Annotated in this window: 13 protein-coding genes; 8 read left to right on the plus strand and 5 right to left on the minus strand. The window is 73.7% G+C overall.

All coding sequences use genetic code 11. From position 1 onward, the window contains the following. Positions 1-1,208 (minus strand): non-hydrolyzing UDP-N-acetylglucosamine 2-epimerase (wecB, locus tag PV341_RS35585; protein ID WP_500359978.1); only part of this gene is annotated, 1,208 nt, incomplete at its 3' end. A gap of 106 nt (positions 1,209-1,314) precedes the next feature. Next, positions 1,315-2,559 (minus strand): glycosyltransferase family 2 protein, encoded by a 1,245-nt coding sequence (locus PV341_RS35590; protein WP_500330576.1) that lies wholly within the window; start codon positions 2,557-2,559, stop codon positions 1,315-1,317. A gap of 527 nt (positions 2,560-3,086) precedes the next feature. Between PV341_RS35590 and PV341_RS35595 the strand changes: the two genes are divergently transcribed. From PV341_RS35595 to PV341_RS35610, 4 genes are read left to right on the plus strand one after another with little or no spacing between them, the layout of a single operon-like run. Further along, positions 3,087-4,955, plus strand: coding sequence for a DUF2334 domain-containing protein (locus PV341_RS35595; protein ID WP_500359979.1), 1,869 nt, complete (start codon positions 3,087-3,089; stop codon positions 4,953-4,955). Then, positions 4,952-6,016, plus strand: coding sequence for a glycoside hydrolase family 113 (locus tag PV341_RS35600; RefSeq protein ID WP_500359980.1), 1,065 nt, complete (start codon positions 4,952-4,954; stop codon positions 6,014-6,016). The genes PV341_RS35595 and PV341_RS35600 overlap by 4 nt, the downstream gene beginning before the upstream one ends. A gap of 38 nt (positions 6,017-6,054) precedes the next feature. Beyond that, positions 6,055-7,884 carry an alkyl/aryl-sulfatase gene (locus PV341_RS35605; RefSeq protein ID WP_500331931.1) on the plus strand — a complete coding sequence of 610 codons (1,830 nt, stop codon included), beginning with the start codon at positions 6,055-6,057 and terminating at the stop codon, positions 7,882-7,884. 26 nt (positions 7,885-7,910) lie between these two features. Continuing rightward, entirely contained in the window at positions 7,911-8,891 is a 981-nt protein-coding gene (locus tag PV341_RS35610; RefSeq protein WP_500359985.1) for an alpha/beta fold hydrolase, read from the plus strand. On the opposite strand, the gene PV341_RS35615 is transcribed toward PV341_RS35610, so the two are convergent. The 3 genes from PV341_RS35615 to PV341_RS35625 all read right to left on the minus strand — a co-directional run bounded on the left by PV341_RS35615 (position 8,892) and on the right by PV341_RS35625 (position 11,367). Beyond that, positions 8,892-9,794 carry a hypothetical protein gene (locus tag PV341_RS35615; protein WP_500331932.1) on the minus strand — a complete coding sequence of 301 codons (903 nt, stop codon included), beginning with the start codon at positions 9,792-9,794 and terminating at the stop codon, positions 8,892-8,894. A gap of 33 nt (positions 9,795-9,827) precedes the next feature. Then, positions 9,828-10,850, minus strand: coding sequence for a class I SAM-dependent methyltransferase (locus tag PV341_RS35620; protein WP_500331933.1), 1,023 nt, complete (start codon positions 10,848-10,850; stop codon positions 9,828-9,830). A 118-nt stretch (positions 10,851-10,968) separates the two neighbouring features. After that, on the minus strand, positions 10,969-11,367 hold the full coding sequence (locus tag PV341_RS35625; protein ID WP_500359981.1) for a VOC family protein: 399 nt from the start codon (positions 11,365-11,367) through the stop codon (positions 10,969-10,971). A gap of 242 nt (positions 11,368-11,609) precedes the next feature. Between PV341_RS35625 and PV341_RS35630 the strand changes: the two genes are divergently transcribed. The 4 genes from PV341_RS35630 to pepN all read left to right on the plus strand — a co-directional run. Then, positions 11,610-11,825: a hypothetical protein gene (locus PV341_RS35630; protein ID WP_500359982.1), complete on the plus strand. Its 216-nt coding sequence runs from the start codon at positions 11,610-11,612 to the stop codon at positions 11,823-11,825. A 7-nt stretch (positions 11,826-11,832) separates the two neighbouring features. Continuing rightward, entirely contained in the window at positions 11,833-12,435 is a 603-nt protein-coding gene (locus PV341_RS35635; RefSeq protein WP_500331936.1) for a sortase domain-containing protein, read from the plus strand. 241 nt (positions 12,436-12,676) lie between these two features. Beyond that, a complete protein-coding gene (locus PV341_RS35640; RefSeq protein WP_500359983.1) occupies positions 12,677-13,930 on the plus strand; it encodes an acetamidase/formamidase family protein in 1,254 nt (417 codons plus the stop codon). Positions 13,931-14,029: 99 nt separating this feature from the next. Then, positions 14,030-16,444 (plus strand): aminopeptidase N (gene pepN / locus PV341_RS35645; RefSeq protein ID WP_500359984.1); only part of this gene is annotated, 2,415 nt, incomplete at its 3' end.

A 16,444-nucleotide genomic window follows, 5' to 3' on the forward strand; every position in this document is an offset into this window, starting at 1 on the left:
TGGACGCGGAAGGGGCGGGTGCCCCCGTCGCTGACCACGTGGACGCCGAGTTCGCCCTTGGACGACTCGACGGCGACGTACGCCTGGCCGGCCGGGACCGCGGAGGAGAGCGTGGTGGGCACGTCCTCGCCGAAGTCCTCGGCGAGCTGGGCGAGCACGCGTTCTGCCGCCCGTCCGTCGCCGAAGGGATTGCCCGCGGTCGCCATGCGGTGGTACTCCGCCGGGTCGTCCAGCAGCCGGCCCGCGGCCGTCAGGATCGCCTCGGGGTCGGTGCCGATCAGCCGGGCCGCGCCCGCCTCCACGGCCTCCGGCCGCTCGGTGGTGGTACGGAGCACCAGCGCGGGCTTGCCGAGGCTGGGCGCCTCCTCCTGGATGCCGCCGGAGTCGGTGAGGACCAGCTCGCAGTCGGCGAGGGTCGCCGCGAAGTCGGGGTAGCCCAGCGGTTCGACGACGTGCACGGCGTGGTGGCCGGTCAGTTCGGGCAGCAGGGCCTCGCGCACGGCCGGGCTCTTGTGCAGCGGCAGCAGGATCTCCACGTCCCCGCGCCGGCCGAGCCGGCGCAGCGCGCGGCCCATGGCGCGCATCCGCTCCCCCTGGTTCTCCCGGCGGTGCAGGGTGAGCAGCACCCGGCGGCGGCCGCTGCCCGGGAAGGCGCTGCGGCCGACGCCCTCGCCGAGCACCCACAGCAGGTTGTCGATGACCGTGTTGCCGGTGGTGAACACCTGGGTGTCGGGGGTGCCCTCGGCGAGCAGGTGGGCGGCGGCCCGCGGGGTGGGGGCGAAGTGCCAGCGGGCGATGCGCCCGATCAGCCGGCGGTTGAGCTCCTCGGGGAACGGGTTGTCGAGGACGCCGGTGCGCAGGCCCGCCTCGACGTGGGCGACGGGGACGCGTTCGTAGAAGGCGGCCAGCGCCCCGGCCAGCGCGGTGGTGGTGTCGCCCTGGACGATCACCAGGTCCGGACGGTCGTTCCTGATGACCTCGCCCAGTCCCTCCACCAGACGGGCCGTCAGCTCCGAGAGCTGCTGGCGCTCGCGCATCACGTCGAGCCCGGCCCTGGCCGGCACCTGCAGCAGCTCCAGCATCTGGTGGAGCATCTCGCGGTGCTGTCCGGTGGTGACCACGATCGGCTCGAACAGCTCCGAGGCCGCCATCGCCCGGGCCACGGGGGCCAGTTTGATGACCTCCGGCCGGGTGCCGAGGACGAGCATCGCGCGGATCGTTTGCGTCGTTCCGGGCGATTCGGATGGGTGAGCGGACATGGTTCCCCCCTGGGACGGTGGTGCAGGTGATCGGGACGAGAAGGAGTACGGGCCGTCAGGTGCGCGCGGTCTTCAGCCAGGTGCGCTTGCCGGTGAGCATCCGCCACAGGCCCCACCAGCCGGCGGCGAACCAGATGTAGCCGTAGAGGATGAAGGCGTGCGCCGCCAGGACGGAGCGCACCAGCCCGAGTGTGCGCTCGCGCTTGGCGTAGACGAAGCCGTAGACGTAGGCCGCGGTGAAGGAGAGCAGGTACGGGCCGAGCAGCCACATCGGCGAGACCAGCGGCCGGCCCTCCTGGAACGAGGCGGCGACGGTGCCGCCGACGGCGACCAGGAAGGACAGCGGCAGCAGCGAGGTGAGCAGGATCAGCACCGGGCTGGACAGGTGGTAGAGCAGGTCCAGGGCCGGGCGGGTGGAGACCTCGCGCAGGATCAGCGGCACCAGGCCGGCGGACTGCAGGTGGCCCTGGAACCACCGCGAGCGCTGCCGCACCAGCCGTCGTACGTCGAGCACGGCCTGCTGGGAGACGGCGGCGGTGGTGCAGTACTGGTTGCGCCAGCCGCGCGCGATCAGCCGGACCCCGAGGTCGAGGTCCTCGGTCAGGCTGTCGCTCCAGGGGCCGTCGCCGCCGAGCGTGTCGAGCGCGGACAGCCGCATGAACTGCCCGTTGCCGCCCATGCCGACGCTGCCCAGGAAGCGCCGGGCGCTCTGGAAGACGTCGCCGTAGACGACGAACTCCATGTCCTGCAGCCGGGCCAGCAGCCCCAGGTGCCGGTTGTACATGCGGACGCCGATCTGGACGGCGCCGGTGGCCGGGTCGTCGAAGTACGGGTCGACGGCCTGGATGGTGTGCGGGTCGAGCCGGCCGTCGGCGTCGACGACGCAGAGGATGACGTCCTCGGGGGCGCGGTGGCCGAGCAGTCCGGAGGCCCGCAGGTGGCGCACGCCCGCGTTGAGCGCCGCGCCCTTGCCGCGCCGGGCGTCGGGGAGCCGGCGCCGGTAGAGCCAGACCCGCGAGCTGTCGGCGGCCCGGGCGACCTCGGACGTACGGTCGTCGGAGGCGTCGTCGATGACCAGTGCCACGAAGCTGTCGGCGGGCAGTGAGGTGATCCGGGCCAGGCTCTCGGCGAGGACCTTCTCCTCGTTGAGGCAGGCGAGCAGGAAGACGTAGAAGCGCTGCCGTCCCGGCTGGCGCACCCGGCGGATGTGGCGCCGGGAGAGCAGGAACAGCGTGGTGTTGTAGGTCCCGGCCAGCACGATCAGCGCGGTCGCGGCCCACAACGCGAACTGGCCGGTCATGACCGGCCCCCGGCGGTCCGGCCGGCCGCCGCACGGGCCGAGGGACGGCGGAGCCAGAGTCTCGCCGCCATCAGACCGAATGCGATCAGGCAATACAGCAGGAAGCCCATTCCTGCCGCTATTTGTAAACCCCTGGCGAACGGAATGCCAGGAACAGCCCTCGAAGCCGTGGCCATACCAGCCAGCGGCAGCATTGTGCCCAGTGCGGGCCTTCCGTACATGAGTGAGTCCCCCCAATGCGTTCCGGCGCGAAAGGCGGTCCGGAACTCCAGGGCAGGAAGTTAGCAGATACTTTTGGATGATCATCGCCTGATAGGCGGTGCGTGGGGTTGCGCGCGGGGCGTGCGCCGGTATCGCCGCAGCTCCGGGGTGTGTACCGAAAGGGGGATTCACCCTTCTGGGGGCATTGGGTTTCCATGCCGGAATGAAAATCGAACGAGAGGCGAATCCGATGATCGTGTTGACATCGGGCATTGCGGCTCTGAACAATCGGCGACCTGTTCTGAACCGGTGCAATGGGGGGAAACATGCAATCCCGCATCAGGAGGCCCGGGAAGTCCCGGGTCTCCGTCATCGTCATGCTCATCACGGCCCTCTTGGGGGTCGCATTCCTGTCCGCCCCGGCGGGCGGTGCCGCAGGGCGCGGCCCCGCGGGCAAGGGCGACCACCGCCACCGCGGCGAGCTCCTGGGCGGCCGCGCCGGCCTCGGCGAGGTCGACTTCACGGGCTGGGCCGCGGCCCAGCGTGCCGCCGACCGGGAGCGGCGCGCCAAGGGCCCGGTCCGCGGGGGCGGCCGGCCGCCACGGGCCGGCCGCGACCTGACCGGCGCACGCGCCCCGCTGGCGGCCGCACCCGCGAGGGCGGCTGCGGCCGCCGCCGGCACCACCGCGCTCGTGCTGTACGACACCGCCGGCCCCTACGGGCACCTCGGCGAGCTCTACGCCATGGCCACCGCCAACCTCGCCGGCCACTTCGGGACCGTGACCGCCAAGCCCGTCTCGCAGTACACCGCGGGCATGGTCAACCAGTACACGGCCACCTTCTACATCGGCTCCACCTACTACGGCGGGAGCATCCCCGACGCCGTCCCCGCCGCCTTCTACCAGGACGTGGTCACCACCACGCGTCCGGTGACCTGGCTCGCGGACAACATCTGGTCGCTGGCGAACGCGACCGGGGTCGCGCAGTTCCAGACCAAGTACGGCTGGGACCCCACCGCGTCGTACTTCGAGGCGAACGGCAGCGTCGGCACCGTCACGCAGGTGACGTACAGGAACCAGAACCTCACCCGGAAGATCCCGGCCGGCCAGGACGGCGGCGTGCTGCGCCCCGCCATCTCGTCGGGGCCCGGCTACCCGGCGGTGACGCAGCTGGCCACCGCGCGCGACACCGGCACCGGCACCGACTTCCCGTGGGCCGTGCGATCGGGCAACCTCACGTACGTCGGTGAGATCCCCTTCGCCTACGTCTCCGAGAGCGACCGGATCATCGCCTTCGAGGACCTGCTCTTCGACTCCCTCGCCCCCGCCACCGCCGAGCGGCACCGGGCCATGATGCGGCTGGAGGACATCAGCCCCAACTCCGACCCCGCGCAGCTGCGGGCCATCGCCGACTACCTCGCCGCGGAGCAGATCCCGTACGGCATCAACGTCATCCCCGTCTACACGGATCCGAGCGGCACCTACAACAACGGCCGGCCGCAGACCGTCACCCTGGCGCAGCGTCCCGAACTGGTCACCACCCTGAAGTACATGCTCCAGCATGGTGCCGTGCTGATGAACCACGGCTACACCCACCAGTACGGGAACACCGCCAACCCCTACAACGGCGTCACCGGCGACGACTTCGAGTTCTACCGGGCCCACGTCGACGCCTCCGACGACGTGGTCTACGAGGGCCCGGTCGCCGGGGACTCCGCCCTGTGGGCGCAGACCCGGGTCACCCTGGGTCTGGCCCAGTTCGCCCTCGCGGGACTGCCGGTGCCCAAGCTGTGGACCACCCCGCACTACGCGGCCTCCGCCACCGACTACAAGGTCTTCGCCCAGAACTACACCGCGCGCCTGGAGCGGTCGCTGTACTTCTCGGGCACCCTCGGCGGCAGCACGGCCGACCCCAACCGCTTCATCGGGCAGTTCTTCCCGTACGTCGTGAAGGACGTGTACGGCACCACCGTGCTCCCCGAGAACATCGGCAACTACGAGCCCGAGGCCTACAACAACCACCCGGCGCGCCTGCCGGCCGAACTGATCGCCTCGGCCAAGGCGAACCTCGCCGTCCGCGACGGCTTCGCCAGCTTCTTCTACCACCCCTACTACCCGGTCCAGCCGCTCAAGGAGACGGTCGAGGGCATCCGCGCCCTCGGCTACACCTTCGTCAGCCCCGCGACCGCCGCGTGACCCTGCTCCGGAGGACCGCCGCCGCGACCGTCGCGGCGGCGGTCCTCGCCCTCACCGCCGGCTGCACCACCGTCGGCGCCCGGCCCGCGGACCGCCCCGACGGCCGGCCGCACGAGCGCCCCGGGGCCGGTGCGGGCGACCGTGTCCGCGGCATCGCGCTGCCCTCCTGGGCCGCGGACGACTACGACAGCCCCGCCGCCGGGCGCTACCTGCGCGGCATCGCCGCCACCGGCGCGCGCTGGGTGTCGTTCACCCCCACCTGGTACCAGTCCGGCGTCCACGGGACCTCGATGCGCACCACCGAGGAGACCGCGAGCGACGCGAGCCTGCGGCGGATCGTCCGCGAGGCCCATGCCGCCGGCCTGAAGGTGCTGCTCAAGCCGCACGTCGACCTGACCGGCGGCGGCGACCGGGCCGGCATCACGCCCACCGACCCCGATGCCTGGTTCACCGCCTACACGCGCTTCATCACCCACTACGCGGAGCTGGCGGGCGGGCTCGGCGTCGAGCAGTTCTCCGTGGGCACCGAACTGGCCGGCACCTCGCGGGACGGCGGGCGCTGGCGGGCGGTGATCCGCGCCGTCCGGGACGCCTACGACGGTCCGCTGGTCTACGCCGCCAACTACGACGAGTACGAGCACGTCCCCTTCTGGGACGCCCTCGACCTGATCGGGGTCGACGCCTACTGGCCGCTGGCCGAGCGTCCCACTGCCGACGTCGGCCGGCTGCGCGCCGCCTGGCGGCCCGTGATCCGGGAGCTGGCCGGCTACTCCGCCCGGCACCACCGCCGCGTGCTGTTCACCGAGGCCGGCTACGTCAGCCAGCGCGGGACGACCACGGCCCCGTACTCCTGGACCGTCAGCCGGCAACCGGCGGAGGCCGAGCAGGCGGCCGCGTACCAGGCGTTGCTCGCCGCCCTGGACGGGGAGCGCTGGTGGGCCGGGGTGTGCTGGTGGATGTGGGACGACTGGCCGGACAGCGGGGAGACCCCGGCCCGGCTCGCGTACAGCCCGCGCGGCAAACCCGCGGAGGAGGTGCTGCGCCGCTGGTGGCGCACATGAGCGTGACAATTCAGGCGAAACGCTGACATTGTGTCGTCATGACGGCTCTCGCACCCGGCGCAACCGAGGACACGACGGACTTCGCCGACGCCGACCGGGGATTCCTCGGTGCCCTGACCCCCGGCCGCGTCACCGACGGCGACGGCCGGGTGGTCTGGGACGGCGACGCGTACTCCTTCCTGCAGGGCCCGTGCCCCGACACGGCGCACCCCGGCCTGTGGCGGCAGAGCCGGCTCGCCTCCCGGCAGGGGCTGTTCGAGGTCGTCGAGGGGATCTACCAGGTACGCGGCCTGGACCTGTCGAACATGACCCTCGTCGAGGGGGACCGCGGGGTCGTCGTCATCGACCCCCTCCGCTCCGCCGAGTGCGCCGCCGCCGCCCTCGCCCTCTACCGCGAACACCGCGGGGAACGGCCCGTCACCGCCCTCATCTACAGCCACTCGCACGTCGACCACTTCGGCGGCGCCCGCGGTGTCCTGCCGCACGGTCACGACCCGGTGCCCGTCCTGGCCCCGGCCGGCTTCCTGGAGCACGCGGCGGGCGAGAGCGTCGACGCCGGGGTCGCGATGACCCGCCGTGCCGTCTACATGTACGGCTCCGAACTGCCCAAGGGCCCGGCCGGGCAGATCGGCTGCGGCCTCGGCCAGACCGCCTCCACCGGAACCGTCACCCTGATCCCGCCCACCGTCCTGGTCACCCGCACCGGCCAGGACGAGACGATCGACGGGGTCCGGATCATCTTCCAGCTCACCCCGGGGGCCGAGGCGCCCGCCGAGATGAACTTCCACTTCCCCGCCAAGCGGGTGCTGTGCATGGCGGAGAACGCCACCCACACCATGCACAACGTCCTCACCCTGCGCGGTGCGCAGGTCCGCGACGCCCGGCTGTGGGCGCACTACCTCAACGAGGCCCTCGTCCTGTTCGGCAACGCCTCCGACGTCGTCATCGCCTCCCACCACTGGCCGACCTGGAGCCGCGAGGGCATCCACCGGCTGCTGTCGCACCAGCGCGACCTCTACGCCTACCTCCACGACCAGACCCTGCGGCTGATCAACCGGGGCCTCACCGGCAGCGAGATCGCCGAGGAGCTGACCCTGCCCCCGGCCCTGGAACGGATCAATTCCAACCGCGGCTACTACGGCTCCCTCAGCCACAACGTGAAGGCCGTCTACCAGCGCTACATGGGCTGGTTCGACGGCAACCCGGCCCACCTGTGGCAGCACCCTCCGGCGGAGGAGGCACGCCGCTACGTGGACTGCCTCGGCGGCACCGACGCCACCGTCGCCAAGGCCAGGGAGTACGCCGAGGCCGGCGACCTGCGCTTCGCCGTCACCCTGCTGGGCCACGCCGTCTTCGCCGACCCCGGGCACGCCGCCGCGGCGGAGGAACTGGCCCTGCTCTACGAGCGGCTGGGGCACGGCTGCGAGAACGGTCCCTGGCGCAACTTCTACCTGATGGGCGCCCAGGAACTGCGGCAGGGGGTGACCCGGACCCCCGTCGTGATCGCGAACCCGGAGCTGATGGCCGCCCTGACCGTCGACCAGCTCATCGACTCCCTCGCCATCCGCGTCAACGGCCCCAAGGCCTGGGACGTCCACCTGACCATCGACTGGCGCCTCACCGACGAGCACCGCACCTGGCACCTGACCCTCTCCAACGGCGCCCTCACCTACTTCTCCACCCAGGACGGGCGCCCCGCCGTCCGGCACGCCGACCTGACGCTCACCCTCAGCCGGCCCGAGCTGCACCGGCTCCTCGCGGGCGGCCGCTTCGAGGGCGTCGACCACGAGGGGGACCTGAAGGTGGTCGCGACCCTGGTCGGGCTGCTGGACGCCGCCGACCAGGACTTCCCGATCGTCACCCCGTGAGGATCCCCCCGCGCGCGCCCGGCACCGTGGTCCACCACCGCACCGTCGAGGCGAACGGGATCCGGCTGCACATCGCGGAGCAGGGCGAGGGCCCGCTCGTGCTGCTGCTGCACGGCTTCCCCGAGTGCTGGTACTCCTGGCGCCACCAGTTCGCGCCGCTCGCCGCCGCCGGCTACCGGGTGGTCGCCCCCGACCAGCGCGGCTACGGCCGCAGCGAGCGGCCCGGCGCCGTCGACGCGTACACCGTCCTCGACCTCGTCGGCGACGTCGTCGGGCTCGTGCACGCCCTCGGCGAGAGCCGGGCCGTCGTCGTCGGCCACGACTGGGGCGCCCCCGTCGCCTGGCACACCGCGCTGCTGCGGCCCGACCTCGTCCGCGCCGTGGCGGGCCTCAGCGTCCCGCCGGCCTTGCGCAGCGGCGACACGCCGCCGCTGCGGTCCATGCGCGAGCTGTACGACGGGCGGTTCTACTGGAACTACTTCGAGCGGCCCGGTGTCGCCGACGCCGAGTTCGCCGCCGACCCGCGGAGGACCTTCCGTCGTTTCCTGTACGGCGCGTCCGGCGACAACCCCGCCAACGACCCGGTCCCGGCCCAGCCCCTGGTCCCGCCCGGCGGCGGCTTCCTCGACCTCGTCGAGGAGCCCGAGGAACTCCCGGACTGGCTCACCGAAGAGGACCTCGACGCCTTCGCCGCCGAGTACGCCGAGGCCGCCTTCACCGGCGGGCTCAACTGGTACCGCAACCTCGACCGCAACTGGCGGCTGACCGCGCCCTGGGCCGGTGCCGCCCTCCAGGTCCCCGCCCTCTACGTCACCGGCGACCGCGACCTCGTCCACGGTTTCCCGGGGATGTCCGAGCTGCTCCCGGTGCTGCGGGAGCTCCACCCCACGCTGCGCGAACCGGTGGTGCTGCCCGGCTGCGGCCACTGGACCCAGCAGGAGCGCCCGGCGCAGGTCAACGCCGTGCTGCTGGACTTCCTGCGGGAGGTCGCGCCGCCCACCGGCTGATCACGTGTCGCACTCCAGCACGGTGCGGCACAGCCCGCACCGTGCCTTCACCCGGCCGCGCACGGGCACCCGGATCCGCTGGTGGCACGTGGGGCAGGAGAAGGAGACCCGCTGGGGGCCGGCGCCCTCGAAGGCGTAGCCGGCCGCCGGGTACGCCCCGCCGCGGCGCCGGTCGTGGGCGTACCGGCGGCGGCCCGCCCAGCCGCAGCCGACCATCGGCGGATGGCGCAGATCGGACTCGGCGAGCCGCAGACCGGTCCGGTAGGCCTCCTGGGCCCTCGGACTGGTGAGCCACGGCTCGATGTCGTCGCCGAAGGCCTGCGCCCGCTTGGCCAGGACGTAGCCGAACTCCTCCGGGGTGAGGTAGCCCAGCTTGGACGCGGCCGTGGTCAGCCGCTCCCCGAGCAGCGCCGGCTCCTCCCGGTAGGAGTCCAGCAGCAGCCAGCCCGCGCCCAGGTAGGTCGTGGCGGTGTCGGTGAGGATCTCGTTGTCCCGCACCCCGGGGTACTCCAGGCCGAGCCGGTGCAGGTAGACGTGCATGACCTCGTGCGCCAGCACCGCCCCCACGTCGCGCCGGTCGTCCCGGAAGCGCGCGTGCAGCTCCACGAAGTACTCGGGCCCGGCGGCCAGTTCCACGTTGCCCGCGTGCACCATGTCCCGGAAGCTGACCACCATGCGGGCCTCCGGCAGCCGGAAGTGCTGCACGATGGCCCGGGCCACCCGCTGGGCGCCCAGATGGAGGTCCTCCTCCGCGGGGAACGCCACGGCTTCCGGGCGCACGCTCGCGGGGAAGCGGCTCACCGTGTCGTACGACAGCCGCCGGTACAGCGCGGTGAGGGCGGCCCGGACCTTCTCCAGGTGCGGGAAGCCGTGTTCGATCGGGCTGGACGACGGCTCGGTCACGGCGCCTCCCCGGGCGGGTACGACGCTTCGAGCCTACGCGTCGACCCAGGCCGTTGTCGCCGTGCGTTCCGGTCCCGTGCCGCTCGCCGAACCCCGCACCGGCACGCCCAGCGCGGCCAGCCGCTCGGCGGCGGTCGGCGCGGTGCCGCCCTCCGCCTGGTACACGCTGACCAGCAGCCGCCCGCCGGGCTCCACGAGTTCCGCCAGCAGCCTGCGGACCAGGTCGCCCAGCCGGCGCTCGGGCACGCAGTCGACGAGGGTGTGCACGAAGGTGAACCGGCCGCCGTCGGCGGGCCGCCAGTCCAGCGCGTTGCCCACCTCGATCCGCCCGGCCCACTGCGGCAGCCGGCGCCGGGCCAGCGCCACCAGGCGCGGGGCGAAGTCCACACCGTGGGGCTCGACCACCCGGCCCCGCTCGGCCGCCCACCGCCGCACCGACTCCATCAGCAGCCCGTTGGCGCAGCCGACGTCCAGGAAGGTGCCGTCCTTGTGGAGCGCCTCGACCACCATCGAGCGCCGCGCCCGCCACTGCTCCGGCTCCCGGCCGAAGCCCGAACCGCCCTCGGGCGTGGTCGCCCGCAGGTAGGCGGGCTCCAGCAGGCGCAGGTTGTCGGCGAAGTACGAGGCCTCGTCCTGCTCCCGGAAGGAGCGCTCCGCGTCCAGCACGGCACGCCGCTCGGGGCCGTGGGGGAGCAGGCCCGCGATCGTGCCGGCGTCGGCAACGACCAGGTCCGCCTCGGCGGCGTGCGGCCGCCGGCCCCGGTACCGGTCGCCGTCCAGCCAGGCGTAGAGCCGCTGTTGCCCCGCGTCCCAGGCGAAGGGGTGCACCCGCTGCCGGTAGTAGCCGGCGCTCTCCAGCGGCACCCGGGCGGCGGTGTCGAGCATCCAGTCCTCGCCGGGCAGCACCTCGCCGGACGGCAGGCGCACCACCCCGTCCGCGCCGCGCACCGCGCCCGCCAGGCCGCCCGGCAGGAACGGCACGAAGGTGACCCGCCGCACCGACGCGGGGTCCGGGTCCTCCTCGGCCAGTGCGTACGCCGTCCACCGTGCGTCCATGCCGTTCCCCCTCGGCCGAGTGCCTTCGCCCCGGCCCGGCCGGGCGGGACGTGCCGCCGCCGCACCCGGCGGCGGCACGGGAACACCGTACAAGCGGCCGCCGGCACCGGGCCGCCGCTCATCCCGTGACGGCCGGCCCCGGCGCCTGCCCGTAGCAGAGGCAGAACGGGTGCCCGGCCGGGTCGGCGAAGACCCGGAAGCCGCTGCGCTCGCCGCCGCTGTCGTGCAGGAAGGCGGCGCCCAGCGCGACGACCTCCTGGTGGGCGCGCTCCACGTCGGCGCGGGTGGGGACGTCGAAGTCCAGGTGGAACTGCTGGGGGAGCTCCGGGTCGGGCCAGCGTGGCGGCCGGTGGAAGGGCACCTCCTGGAAGGCGATCCGGGTGCCGTCCGGGGCCGTCAGGGTCACCCACGAGGGGTCCGCGGTGTCCAGGGCCCAGCCGAGGATCCCCTGGTAGAAGGCGCCCAGCGCGGCCGGGTCCGGGCAGTCGATCACGGTGCACTGCAAGGTGGCGATCATCCGACGAGCCTGCCCGGCCTCCTCCTCGGGACGCAAGGCCCGCCCCCGGGACCATACTTTCGGCTGATACGGAACAGGTCGGCCGGGGGAGGCCCCGGCACCCCCGGGCTCCGTACGGTGGGACCCGTGGCCGGCCGTCCGTCGCCCGGCGGCCGGTCACGGCATCCGTACCCGCCGTCACCCGAAGGACCCCACCACCGATGTCCGCCGCCTGTGCCGCCTCCGCCGTGACCGCCCCCGCCGTGACAGTCCGGAGCGCCTCGGCCCGGATCGCCGCCGCCGTCGCCTGCCGCGCGGTGCTCGCGCCGGTGCTCGCGGTGTGCGCGGTCCTCGCGGTGTGCGTGGCCAGGGCGGCCGGGGTCCCCGGCATCCTCGGCGGCCCCGGACCGGCGCTGACCGGTGCGTTCCTGCTGGGAGCGGGCGTCTGCGGCGTCCGCTACGCCGTCCGCCCGAGGTGAGGGGGCGATGAGGATGACGCACCGTCGCATCAACGTCCTCGCCCTCGTCCTCCTCGGCCTCGCCGCCGCCGCGACCACCTGGGCGGTCACCCGCGCGGGGCAGGGCGCCGCCGCCGTGGTCCACGGCAGCACGCCCGCCCGCGCCTCCGACCCGGCCGGGCACACCCCGGTGCGCATCGACATCCCCAGCGCCGACGTGCACGCCCGCGTCGTCGACCTCGGGATCACCGACGACGGCACCCTGCAGACCCCCGCGACCGAGCAGGGCCGCTACGCCGGCTGGTACGACCGCAGCGCCGCCCCCGGCGACACCGGCACCTCCGTGATCGTCGGCCACGACGACGGCGGACGCGGCCGCGCGGTCTTCCACGACCTGCACGCCGTGCGCCGCGCCGACACCGTCGTCGTCACCCGCCGTGACGGCAGCCGCGCCCGCTTCACCGTCACACGGATCGAGCACGTCCCCCGGCACTCCTTCCCCGCCCAGGACCTGCGCTCGGACGGCGGCGTGCCGACGCTGCGGCTCGTCACCTGCGCGGGCGACCGGCACGACGGCCACCGTCCCACCGGGGCACTGGTCGTGCACGCGAGCGCCGTCCGCTCCTCCTGAGCGGCGCTGCGGGCCGGGATCCCCTCTCCACCGCCCCGGTTGCCGCCGCATTTCCGGCGGAGGATCGTGAAGAGCGGGGCTGCCCTCGCATCGGATGCCGGAGCCGAGCGCCCTCGCCGCCGCGGGCCACCCGGTGACCCGCCGCCTCGGGCGCCGCCCGGCGGACCCCGGGTCATCCCCCGTCAGCCGGGTCGCCTCGGGCACCTGGGACGCAGGGTCACGGGAGGCCGTGATGTGCTTCGTGCATTCTGGAACCGCAGGCGCCGGCAGCCTGGTGCAGCGGGCCTCCGCAGGACCGGCCGCGGCCGCGCTGTCGGCACTGGGCGCCGGGGGCGGGACGGTCGGCGGCATGGACGTCGCAGGCTCCGGCAGCCCGGACGTGACGACGGGACCGGACGGGGACAAGGTCGTGGACGGGTTCGGCCGCGTACTGCACAACCGGTGGAACCGGGACCTGCCCCCGGTGACCACGGTGCGGCCGGGCGAGGTCGTCCAACTGCTGTGCCGGGACGCCCTGGACATCGGGGCCGCGGCCCGGACGATGACCCCCGAGGCGACCCTGACCATCGACCTGGGGAAGGTCCATCCGCTCACCGGCGCCATCGAGGTGGAGGGCGCGAAGCCGGGCGACATCCTCGAGGTCGAGGTCCTGGACGTCGCCCCGCTCGTGGACTTCGGCTACGTCGTCGTCAGCCCCGCCCTGGGCCTGTTCGGATCCCTGCGCCCCGAACTGCTCGCCCCGCTCGCCCCCTGGAGCGAGGCCTCCCAGTTCAGCGACCCCACCCCCGGACCGGCCGCCGGTGCCCTGCCGGCGGACCAGCCCCACAACAGCGGCGCCCCGTTCCTCCAGTTGTTCGGCTTCGAGCGCGGCCAGAACACCGGGTTCGCCACGTTCACCGGCGCCGACACCGGCCGGCAGGCGCGCATCCCCATCGCACCCTTCATGGGGATCATGGGCGTCGCGCCCCTGCGCAAGGGCATGTACCGCACTTTCCCGCCCGACGTCAGCGGCGGAATGGGCGGCAACACCGACATCCGGCAGCTGGTCAAGGGAGCGCGGATACAGATCCCGGTCTACGCCGAGGGCGCGCTGTTCTCCGCCGGGGACGGGCACATGGCGCAAGGCGACGGAGAGGTGACCGGGACGGCCATCGAGACGCTCATGGCCGTCACCCTGCGGTTCGGCGTCATCCCGGACACGGTGATCGCCGGTCCCCGGGCCGTCGTGCCCGCCGCGGACCCGACCCAGCTGGCCATGCCCGAGGAGATGCTCGCCCAGGGTTACTACCAGACGACCGGCACCGGACCGGACCTGATGGAGAACGCGAAGAACGCGGTCCGGGACATGGCCGACTGGCTCGCCGGCGACCAGGGGCTGAGCCTGCACGAGGCCTACACGCTCTGCAGCGTGGCGGGCGACCTGAAGATCAACGAGACGGTGGACCTGCCGTCCTGGCTCGTGTCGATGACCCTTCCGCGCGGCATCTTCACCTGACGGCGCGCCGTCCCGGACGCCCGGTCGACCGGCCCGCGCGACCGCGGCCCGTGGCGAACGGCCGTGCGCCGCGGACCGGGCATGGGGCAGCATGACCGCATGCCTGTTCTCACACGTGCCGAGGCCGAGACCCGCGCCCGGCGGATCGCCGTCCAGCACTACTCCGTCGACCTGGACCTCACCCGTGGCGACGAGGTGTTCGGATCGACCACCGTCATCCGCTTCACCGCGCTCGCCGACGGCGACACCTTCGTCGAGCTGAAGCCCGCCGCGCTGCACGGCGCCGTCCTGGACGGGCGGCCGCTGGACCCCGCGTCCCTGGACGACAACCGGCTGCCGCTCACCGGGCTCGCGGCCGGCCCGCACGAACTGCGGGTCGAGGCGGACATGCGCTACTCCCGCACCGGTGAGGGCATGCACCGCTTCACGGACCCGGCCGACGGCGAGACGTACCTGTACACCCAGCTCTTCCTGGACGACGTGCAGCGCGTCATCGCCGCCTTCGACCAGCCCGACCTCAAGGCCGTCTTCGAGGTCGCCGTGACCGCGCCCCCCGCGTGGACGGTCCTCGGCAACGGCGTCGCCGGGCGCACCGGGGAGGCCGAGGGCCGCTGGCGCGTCGCGGCGACCCCGCCGATCAGCACCTACCTGCTCGCGGTCGCCGCCGGACCCTGGCACTCGGTGCGCACCGAGCACGCGGGCCTGCCCTTCGGGCTGCACTGCCGCCGCTCCCTCGCCCCGTACCTGGACGCCGACGTCGAGGAGCTCTTCGACATCACCCGGCGCTGCTTCGACCGCTACCACGAGCTGTTCGAGGAGCCGTACCCCTTCGACTCCTACGACCAGGCCTTCGTCCCCGAGTTCAACGCGGGCGCGATGGAGAACCCGGGCCTGGTCACCTTCCGCGACGAGATGGTCTTCCGTTCCGCCGTCACCGACACCGAACGGCAGACCCGCGGCATGGTCGTCGCCCACGAGATGGCCCACATGTGGTTCGGCGACCTCGTCACCCTGCGCTGGTGGGACGACATCTGGCTCAACGAGTCCTTCGCCGAGTACATGGGCTACCAGGTGCTCTCCGAGGCCACCCGGTTCACCGGCACGTGGACCGACTTCGCCGTCGCGCGCAAGGGCTGGGGGTACGACGCCGACCAGCGCCCCTCCACCCACCCCGTCGCCCCGGCCCCGGAGGCCGTCCCCGACACCGCCTCGGCGCTGCTCAACTTCGACGGGATCTCCTACGCCAAGGGCGCCTCCGCGCTGCGCCAGCTCGTCACGTGGCTCGGCCGCAAGGACTTCCTCGCCGGCATCAACGACCACTTCGCCCGGCACCGCTTCGGCAACGCGGCCCTCGCCGACTTCATCGACTCCCTCGCCCGCGCCACCGACCGCGACGTCCACGCCTGGGCCGACCGCTGGCTGCGCACCACCGGCGTCGACACGCTCACCCCCGCCCCCGTGGGCGCCGACGGCGGCTGGCGGCTCGACGTGACGCACCAGGGCAGCCGCCCGCACCGCATCGCCGTCGCCGCGTACGACCGCGCCGACGCCGACCCGGCGCAGCTGGTGCTGCGCGAGCGCTTCGAGACCGACGTGCCCGCGAACGGCGAGGCGCCCGGCGGCCGCCCCGGCCCCCGCCCCGACCTGGTGCTCCTCAACGACCAGGACCTGACGTACGCCAAGATCCGCTTCGACACGCAGTCCTGGGACACCCTCGTCGCCGCGCTGCGCGGCCTGCCGGACCCGCTCAGCCGCGCCCTGGTCTGGAACGCCGCCCGCGACCTCGTCCGGGACGGCGAACTCCCGCCCGCCGCCTACCTCGACGTCGCCCGCGCCCACTTGCCGTACGAGACCGACATCGCCGTCGTGCAAGGCGTGCTCGGCTTCGCCCGCGGGCAGATCGCCGACCGCTACCTCCCCGCGGCCGAACGCCCCGGCGCGCTCGCCACCCTGGAGGCGCTCGCCCGCGACCTGCTCACCCGTCAGGACCCAGGACTGCGGCTCGCCGCGGCCCGCGAGCTCATCGCCGCCACCGCCGACCCCGGCGCCCTGCGCGGCTGGCTCACCGAGGGCACCCTGCCCGGCGGGCCCGCGCTCGACCCCGAACTGCGCTGGCAGATCCTCACCCGGCTCACCGTCCTGGGCGCGGCGTCGGCCGAGGACATCGCGGCCGAGCTGGACTCCGACCCCAGCGCCACCGGCCAGGAGGGCGCCGCCCGCTGCCGGGCCGCGCTGCCCGACCCCGAGGCGAAGCGCGACGCCTGGGCGCGGATGTTCGACGGCGACACCCTGTCCAACTACCTCTTCACGGCCACCGCCCAGGGCTTCTGGCAGCCCGAACAGCTCGACCTCGTCCGGGAGTACGTGCCCCGCTTCTTCCCCGCCGCCGTCGCGGTCGCCGCCCGCCGGGGACCCGCACTCGCCGAGGCCGCGGGCCGCTGGGCCTTCCCCGTCCCCGTCGTCGAGCCCGCCGTGCTCGACCTCGGCGAGCAGTGCCTCCGCTCGGGCGACCCC

Source organism: Streptomyces sp. PA03-1a, from assembly GCF_033792805.1.
GTDB lineage: Bacteria > Actinomycetota > Actinomycetes > Streptomycetales > Streptomycetaceae > Actinacidiphila.